This is a genomic window from Dactylosporangium aurantiacum, from assembly GCF_000716715.1.
Lineage (GTDB): Bacteria > Actinomycetota > Actinomycetes > Mycobacteriales > Micromonosporaceae > Dactylosporangium > Dactylosporangium aurantiacum.
The window spans coordinates 20,760-27,459 of sequence record NZ_JNYJ01000082.1 but is presented as its reverse complement, the minus strand read 5'-3'; the positions used below and the strand labels follow the sequence as shown (position 1 = coordinate 27,459).

Here is a 6,700-nt window from a genome sequence, read left to right as displayed (position 1 = left end):
ACCGGCCAGGTCCGCGTCGAACGTCGTCTCGTACACCCACGCCGTCCGACCGATCCACGACAACGCCACCTCGTTGTCGTCCAGGTACGGGTCAGGAATCAGTCCAGCGGCGAGGAGGTCGGTGTGCACGCAGCCCGGCACGGTCGCCGGGACGGGAGCGTCGCCGTGCGGGGCCGGTCCGGCCGCGCGCAGCGTCCACCCGGTGTGCAGCGGACGCAGGACAGACATGAGCACTCCCCGTGACTGAACCGGATAAGTCGACGAGGCATGACCCTATGGCGGCACTGTAAGGAGTGTCAACCGGGACGGTGCTGAAGCGCTTGCGAAACGGTCAGCTGGTGCGGCCCGCGCGCAGCGGCCGGGTCGACTGCCGGGCGGTCAGGGTGCCCGGCTGCAGCGTCACATGGCTGATCTCGCCGCCGTTGATCGTGGCGAGCAGGGCCCGCGCGGCGAGCTCCGCCTGCAGCGCCGGCGTCTGCTGCACGGCCGTGATCGCCGGGACGGTGATCTGGCACAGGTCGGAGTCGTCCCAGGCGACGACCGACACGTCCTCCGGCACGGACAGGCCCATCTCGTGCGCGACCTTCAGCGACGCGGCGGCCATGACGTCGTTGTCGAACACGACGGCGGTCGGCGGCTCGGCGCCGCTCATCAGCTCCCGCATGGCCCGCATGCCGTCGACGGCGCTGTAGTTGGTGTAGACGACCCGGTACCGGTCGCGGTCGAGGCCGGCGTGGTCGAGCGCGTCGAGGTACGCGGCGTCGCGCTGCCCGGTGTGGAACAGCTCCTCGGTGCCGGCGACCCGCGCGATCGTGCGGTGCCCGAGGGCCCGCAGGTAGCCGACGATGGCGCGGGCGGTGCCGGCCACGTCGGCGTCGACCGTGCTGCAGCCGTCGAGGCCGGGCTTGCCGCCGATGACCGCCGCGGGCAGGCCGATCTCGACCAGCGCGTCCAGCCGCGGGTCGTCCTTGCGCAGGTCGGTCAGGATCACCCCGTCGACGTGCCGGCCCGCCCACCATTTGCGGTACACGTCGATGGTGTCCTCGATCCGGTCGACGAGGTGCAGCACCAGGGCGATGTCGTTGCGGTTGAGCTCGGCCTCCACGCCGCTGAGCATCTGCGTGAACCATGAGTCGACGATCATGACCCGGGGCGGCCGGACCAGCACGAGCCCGACCGCGTTGGCCTTCGCGGTGCCCAGCGAGCGGGCCGCGATGTTGGGCGCCCAGCCGAGGTCCCGGGCGGCGGCGAGGACCCGGGCCCGGGTCTGCTCCGACACGCCCGGACGGTTGTTGAGCGCATACGACACCGCTGCCTCGGACACCCCGGCGTGGACGGCGACCTGGCGGATCGTGACCCGCGCCTGGCCGGTCGCCTCCGCGCCGGTGTCCTTCGCTGCTGCGGCCACCTGTGCTCCCGCCTGCTCCGTGCCCGGGCCGCGTCGTCATGGCTGCCCGCCTCAGTTCACTGCACGTGAGGGTACATGCCCGGGGCGCTTCACAGCGGGGGCAGCTCCAGATGCTCCCGCGGCTCCGGTAGCGCACGGCGGCACCGACCCGCTCGGCGAACCGCCGGTGCGGGCCGGTCAGCGCGGCCCACGCCGGGTTGTCCAGGGTGTGCGTCGGATTCCTCCGCGGCGTTGAGTGGATGGTCAGGTGGTGAGGACCGGGAGCGCGGCGAGCAGGGTCCGCGTGTACGGGTCCCGCGGCCGGTCGAACACGTCCTGGACCGGCCCGTGCTCGACGACCCGGCCGTCGTGCATGACGAGGACCCGGTCCGCTAGGTGGTGGATGACGCCGAGGTCGTGGGAGATGAACAGCAGCGCCGTGCCGTCGGCGGCGCGCAGGTCGGCGAGGAGGTCCAGCACCTGCGCCTGCACCGACACGTCCAGCGCCGACACCGGCTCGTCGCAGACGAGCACGTCCGGGCGGGGGCCGACGGCGCGGGCGATCGCGACCCGCTGCCGCTGCCCACCGGACAGCTGCCGGGGGTGCCGGCGCAGGTGCGCCGCGCCGAGACCGACCCGTTCGAGCAGCTCCACGACCCGGTCCCGGCGGGCCGGCCCGCGCAGGTCGAGCGGCTCGCCGACGAGCTTCTCCACGGTGTACCGGGGGTCGAACGAGCTGAGCGGGTCCTGCGAGACGACCTGGAGCCGCCGCCGGTGCGGGCGCCGCCGCCGCTCCGCGACCCCGGTCCACCGGGTCTGTCCGAGGTGGACGGTGCCGCTGTCGGGCTCGAGCAGGCCCAGGGCGATGCGGGCCACGGTGGTCTTGCCGGAGCCGGACTCGCCGACGACGCCGAGGATCTCGCCGCGGGCGAGGGTGAAGCTGACGCCGTCGACGGCGTGCCGGGCGCCGAAGCGCTTGTGCAGCCCGTCGGCGCGCAGCACGACCCGGTCCGGTTCGACGGCCGGCGCCGGCAGCGGCTCGCGGGTCGCGGTGCTGAGCCGGTGCCCGCGCGACGCCGCGGTCGGCACGGCCGCCAGCAGCATCCTGGTGTAGTCGTGCTCGGGCGCGGTCAGGATCCGCCGCGTCGGGCCCTGCTCGACGATGACGCCGTCGCGCATGACGAGGACCCGGTCGGCGATGCCGGCGACGACGGCCAGGTCGTGGCTGACCAGCAGCAGCGTCGAGCCGGCCGCGCGGCGCTCGGCGAGCAGGCGCAGCAGCTGGGCCTGCACGGTGACGTCCAGCGCCGTGGTGGGCTCGTCGGCGATGAGCAGCGGCGGGTCGGCGGCGATCGCGGAGGCGATCAGGGCGCGCTGGCGCAGCCCGCCGGACAGCTGGTGCGGGTACTGGCGGGCGCGGGCCTCGGGCTCCGGCACGTGCACCACGTCCAGCAGCGCGGTGATCCGCGCGTCGCGGGTGGCGGCGGCGCCGACCCGGTGGGTGCGCAGCACCTCGCCGATCTCCTGCCCGACGGTGTTGAGCGGGTCGAGGCAGACCAGGGCGTCCTGCAGGACGAGCCCGGCGACCCGCCCGCGCAGCCGGCGCCAGTCCCGGTCGGTGTGGCCGGCGGTGTCGTGGCCGTCGAGGTGCAGCGCGGTGGCGCGGACGTCGGCGCCGGGGCCGGCGAGGCCGACCAGGCTGCGGGCGGTGACGCTCTTGCCGGAGCCGCTCTCGCCGACGATCGCGACGCACTCGCCGCGTTCGACGGTGAAGCTGACGCCCCGCACGGCGTGTACCGGGCGGGCCGGGCCGGGGAACGTGACGTGCAGGTCGGCGACGGTGACGAGCGGGGCCATGTCAGCGCCTTCCCTCGAAGCGGCGCTGGAGCCGCCGGCCGACGGCGGTCAGCGAGATGACGGCGACGGTGAGGGTCGCGCCGGGCAGGATCGCCGCCCACCACGCGACGCGCAGGTAGTTGCGGCTCTCGGCGAGCATCGCGCCCCACTCCGGCGACGGCGGCTGCGGCCCCATGCCGAGGAACGACAGGGCGGAGGCGTTGACGATCGCGCTGCCCAGCCCGATCGTGGCGAGGATCGGCAGCGGCCCGAGCACGTTGGGCAGCACGTGCCGCCACACCAGCCGGGCCCGGGAGAACCCGAACGTGACGGCCTGCTCGACGTAGCCGGAGCGGCGCACCAGCAGCGTCTGGGCGCGCACGATGCGGCCGTACCGCGGCGCGAACGCCAGCGCGATCGCCATCACGAGACTGGGGGTGCCCGGCTCGGTGAACGCGATGAACAGCAGCGCCAGCAGCACCTCCGGGAACGCGGACAGCACGTCGAGGGCGCGGCTGAGCGCCTCGTCCACCACGCGCGGAGACAGCCCGGCGACCAGGCCGACGACACCGCCGGCGAGCACCGACAGCAGGGTCGCGACGGCGCCGATGCTGAGGGAGTACCGGGCGCCGTGCACGACCCTGGTGAACACGTCCCGGCCGAGCTGGTCGGTGCCGAACCAGTGCGCCCCGCTCGGCGCCTCCAGCGCGTGCAGCGGGTCGGCGGCGAGCGGGTCGGCGCCGGTGAGCAGCTTGGGCGCGACGGCGGCGACGGCGACGAGCAGCAGCACCAGCGACGCGGCGACCAGCCCCGGCGCGAGGACCCGGCGGCCCTTCGCGACCGGTCCGCCGGTGCCCTCGGCGGCGAGGACCGGCGTGGTCCTCTCGGGCAGTGCGATCGACATGACGGTCAGCCTTTCCGCAGGCGCGGGTCGATGAGCAGGTACGCCAGGTCCGCGAGGGTGCTGAGCACCACGTAGATGGCGGCGGCGAGCATCACCACGGCCAGCACCACCGGGATGTCCTTGTCGCTCACCGCTTCGGTGGCGACCTCGCCGAGGCCGGGCCGGCCGAAGACCCGCTCGACGATGACGGCGGCGCTGAGCAGGAACCCGATGAGCGTGCCGGCCAGGGTCACCGCCGGCAGCAGCGCGTGGCGCAGCGCGTGCCGCCACAGCAGCGCGAGCCGGGTCAGGCCGCGGGCCCGGGCGGTCACCGCGAACGGCTCGTCGAGCGCCCGCTCCAGTCCCTCGCGGATCACCTGGCTGAGCAGCCCGCCGATCGGCAGGGCGAGCGCCACCGCGGGCAGCACCAGCGCGGAGGCGTCCCGGTCGCCGGAGACCGGGAACCAGCCGAGCTGGAAGGAGAAGACGCTCAGCAGCAGGATGCCGATGAGGAACCCGGGCGCGGACACGATGGACAGCTCGAGACCGGAGACGAGCCCGCGCAGCCAGCGGGCCCGCCCGGCGGTGACGATCGCCAGGCCGACGGCGATGACGGCGCTGAACGCGGTCGCCAGCAGCGTCAGCTTCACCGTCGGCCACACCTGGCTGCCGATCACGTCCACGACGGGGCGCTGCAGCACGTAGGAGCGGCCGAGGTCACCGTGCAGCAGCCGCCACAGGTAGTCCAGGTACTGCACCACCGCCGGCCGGTCCAGGCCGAGGTCCCGGGCGATCTGGGCGCGGATCTGCGGCGTGTCCGGGCCGTCGCCGACGAGGGTGTCGACGGTGTCGCCGGGGGCGAGCCGCAGCGCGAGGTAGGCCGCGGAGGCGGCGGCCCACAGGACCACCGCCCCACTGCCGAGCCGCCGCAGGACCGGCTTCAGCATCGGCGCGCCCATGACTACCTGCCGATCCACACGTTGTAGGCGCTGCCGGGGACGCCGGCCGTCGGCTCGAAGCCCACGCCGCCGACCTTCAGCAGCGTCGCGACCTGGTCCGCCGGCGCGTACAGCGGCAGCAGCACCGCCTGGTCGATCAGGGTCTTCTGCACGGTCGAGTACGCCGCCTTCCGCTTGGCCTGGTCGCTGGTGGCCGCGGCCTCGGCGACGAGCCGCTCCAGCTCGGGGTCGACGTAGCCGTGCCGGTTGATCGGGGCGCCCTTCGGCACGATCAGGTTGAGCGCGGCGCCGGCCTCGGTGTCGGCGCGCGAGTTGTCGAAGACCTCGAACTCGCCCTTGGCGATCGCGTCGGTGGCGGTGCCCTGGTCGACGACCTTGACCTGCAGGTCGATGCCGGCGCTCTGCTTCACCGCGGCCTGCACGGCCTGGGCGAGGATGTCGCGCTTGTCCCGCACGAACGGCGCCGACAGCACGATCCGTGCGGTGAGCCGCTCGCCGTCCCTGGTACGGAACCCCTCGCCGTCCCTGGTGCTCCAGCCGGCCTCGTCGAGCAGCTTGTTCGCCTCGGCGGGGTTGTCGCCGTACGTCTTCTCCACCGACGGCTCGTAGAACGGGCTGGACGGGCTGAGGATGCTCCAGGCGCGGGTCGCGGTGCCGCGATAGACGCCCCGCAGCACGGCGTCGACGTCGACCGCGTCGCGGAACGCCTTGCGCACCCGGATGTCGTCGAACGGCGCGTGGGTCAGGTTGAAGTACAGGTTGTACGCGGTGCCGCTGTTGAGCTGCTTGGCGAAGCGCAGGTTCCGGTCGCTGCCGACCAGCTCCTGCTCGGTCGCCGGGACGCCCTCGATGACGTCGACCTGCCCGGAGGTGAGGGCGCCGACGCGGACCGAGGACTCCTTGAGGAACCGGTAGGTGACCTCGTCGAGGTACGCGGGGCCCTGGTGGCCGGCGTTGGCGGGGGCCCACGCGTAGGCCGGGTTCTTCGTGTAGTGCACCTCCTGGCCCTTGGTGTAGCGGTCCAGGATGAACGGCCCGGTGCCGACCACCGACGGCCCGCCGGCCTTCAGGTCGGGGCTCTTGAGCGACTTCGGCGAGACCTGCGCGCCCTGCGGGGAGGCGAAGAAGTCCAGGATCAGCACGTCGGGCTGCTTGAGGTGGACCACGAGGGTCGAGGCGTCGATCACCTGGGCGTCCCTGAAGTGCTTGAGCTGGGTCGTGGCCACCGACGGGGCGTAGCCGGCGACGAGCAGCTGGTCGAGGTTGGCCTTGACCGCGGCGGCGTCGAACTTCTCGCCGTCGTGGAAGGTGACCCCGTCGCGGAGCTTGAACGTGTACGTGAGCCCGTCGGCGGAGGCCTCCCACGACGTCGCCAGCCACGGCAGGTAGCCGCCCTTGTCGTCGTGGGTCAGCAGCGCCTCGAAGCTGTTCCACACCAGCAGGCGGGCCTTGGCCTGCGCGTACTGGTGCGGGTTGAAGGTGATCGGCTCGGTCTCGATCGCCCAGGTGAGCCGGCCGCCCTGGACGGGGGCGCCGGCGCCGGCCGCGGGGTCCCCGGCGGCGGCGCCGTTGCAGCCGCCGAGGAGCAATGCGGCGACGGCAAGGGACGCAAGGTATCTACGCATGGGACATCCT

At 73.7% G+C, this 6,700-nt stretch carries 6 protein-coding genes; all 6 read right to left on the bottom strand.

Translation table 11 applies throughout. The annotated features are described in order from the left end of the window. Positions 1-228, bottom strand: a 228-nt coding sequence (locus OP18_RS48300) for a glycosyl hydrolase 2 galactose-binding domain-containing protein (RefSeq protein ID WP_156090319.1), incomplete at its 3' end; no start/stop codon positions are given. Positions 229-331: 103 nt separating this feature from the next. Beyond that, positions 332-1,408 carry a LacI family DNA-binding transcriptional regulator gene (locus OP18_RS48295; protein WP_052388481.1) on the bottom strand — a complete coding sequence of 359 codons (1,077 nt, stop codon included), beginning with the start codon at positions 1,406-1,408 and terminating at the stop codon, positions 332-334. Positions 1,409-1,651: 243 nt separating this feature from the next. Further along, complete coding sequence (locus OP18_RS48290; protein ID WP_033367151.1) at positions 1,652-3,244, bottom strand: dipeptide ABC transporter ATP-binding protein; 1,593 nt, start codon at positions 3,242-3,244, stop codon at positions 1,652-1,654. 1 nt (position 3,245) lies between these two features. Then, complete coding sequence (locus tag OP18_RS48285) at positions 3,246-4,127, bottom strand: ABC transporter permease (RefSeq protein ID WP_033367149.1); 882 nt, start codon at positions 4,125-4,127, stop codon at positions 3,246-3,248. 5 nt (positions 4,128-4,132) lie between these two features. Then, entirely contained in the window at positions 4,133-5,053 is a 921-nt protein-coding gene (locus tag OP18_RS48280) for an ABC transporter permease (RefSeq protein ID WP_156090318.1), read from the bottom strand. Positions 5,054-5,067: 14 nt separating this feature from the next. After that, complete coding sequence (locus OP18_RS48275; protein ID WP_033367147.1) at positions 5,068-6,690, bottom strand: ABC transporter substrate-binding protein; 1,623 nt, start codon at positions 6,688-6,690, stop codon at positions 5,068-5,070. Between the last annotated feature and the right edge of the window lie 10 nt (positions 6,691-6,700).